Genomic DNA, 1,822 nt, shown 5'->3' with positions numbered 1-1,822 from the left:
TGATGGAATTGTCTATTCAAGTGCTGAAGAGTCAAATAAAATTAAAAAATACATTGGTTTAATGCCCCAAGGTATAGGTATTATTCTATATAATAGTTTAACTGTAAAGCAACAGATTGATTATTTTATCAATATTAAGCATGTTAAGGTAGATAAGGAATTTAGAGATTATTTGGACTATTTATTAACAATAAGCAAATTAAAAGATTTTACTTCCAGAATGGTAGCTAATTTATCAGGGGGTATGAAGCAAAAATTGGCATTGGTTTGTACTTTACTGAATAAGCCTAAAGCATTGTTGCTTGATGAGCCAACTATAGGTATTGATCCAATTGGTAGGGCTGAATTTTGGCAATTGTTGATCGATATGACTAAGAGGGAAGATATTATTTCTATTATCTCAACTACCTATATACAAGAAGCAGATTACATGGATAAATTGATTTTAGTTGAAGAGGGAAATATTGTTGATTGTGGTGATAAAGAATCGTTGATTTCATCAATATTTGATTATTGTTATGATCCAAAAGGACAGTTGGATGACAGTATTGAAGATTATGATAATAAAATAATAAAGACGGAAAAATTTATATATTCATTAGAACCACTAAGTATAGACAAAAAAAGGCCAGGGGTAGAGTCAATATTTTTTGTAAATTGGCTAAAAAAGAAAAAGAAATATCCAAAGATATATATAGATGAACGACATAAAGAAGAATTACCTAATATAATAGTAAAAGTTGAAAATATTACAAAAAAATTTGGCAACTTTACAGCGTTAAATCAAGTTTCTCTTAATCTTAATAAGAAAGAGATTTTAGGACTTCTTGGGCCAAACGGTGCAGGTAAAACGACCTTTATGAAGATATTACTTGGTTTACTACCAAGTGATGGAGGAAAAATTGAACTATTAGGTGTGCAGATCAAAGATTACAGGGATAGGATAAGTTTAAAATCACATATTGGTTATTTATCACAAAACTTTGCCTTATATAAGCGTTTAACTGTAAGGGAAAATTTACAGTATTTTGGAACCCTTTATGGTGTGAGTAAAAAAGAGATAGATAAAAAAATCAAAGATTTTTTATATATGTTAGGTATAGAAAAATGGATTAATCATTTGGCTGAAAATATATCTTTTGGTACAAGGCAAAGGCTTTCTTTAGCAGTAGCATTGCTTCATGAGCCACCTGTTTTAATATTAGATGAGCCAACAAATGGCGTTGATGTTGTAGCACGTGAATTTTTTTGGGAGATTTTACATAAGATAAAGAGAAATTGGGATACTTCAATTGTGGTTAGTACTCATTATATGGGTGAGGCTGAATATTGTGATAGAGTGGTTCTGCTTAAAGAAGGAGAAAAAATAGCTGATGATACAGTTAATAATCTGTATAAGCGTTTCCCTGAATCTTTAAATTTTGAAGAAATTTTTGTGAATTTCTATAGAGATGCTTCAAATATATACATTAGCCATTAAAGAGTTTATTGAACATTTTAAAGAGAGGTTATTCATATTAACATATCTATTGCCCATTGTAACATTATTTACAATAGGCTTTGGCATGAATATGGATACAGAACATGTCAGAACCGTTATAATTGATAGAGATAGAACTCCTATGTCTGAAGAATTTATTGAGAATTTTTTTAATACAAAATATTTTGACTCTAGATTATTAAATATTTCATTTAACGAAGGGCTGTGGAAAATCAGAAATAATAAGATAGATTTACTTATTATTATTCCCACAAGTTTTGAGGAACAGCTTGTTAAGGGTGTTGTACCACATATTGGTGTTTATATTGATGGAACATTTCC

General features: G+C 29.5%; 2 protein-coding genes. Both read left to right on the top strand.

Annotated elements, in window-relative coordinates:
* On the top strand, positions 1-1,480 hold a 1,480-nt coding region (locus SVN78_10845; GenBank protein MDY6822103.1), incomplete at its 5' end, for an ATP-binding cassette domain-containing protein.
* Positions 1,452-1,822 (top strand): ABC transporter permease (locus SVN78_10840; protein MDY6822102.1); only part of this gene is annotated, 371 nt, incomplete at its 3' end. The genes SVN78_10845 and SVN78_10840, both read left to right, overlap by 29 nt.

The sequence above is a fragment of the Deferribacterota bacterium genome, from assembly GCA_034189185.1.
Lineage (GTDB): Bacteria > Chrysiogenota > Deferribacteres > Deferribacterales > UBA228 > UBA228.
Note: the sequence above shows the minus strand (reverse complement) of the source record. Positions and strands in the feature narration are given on the sequence as shown.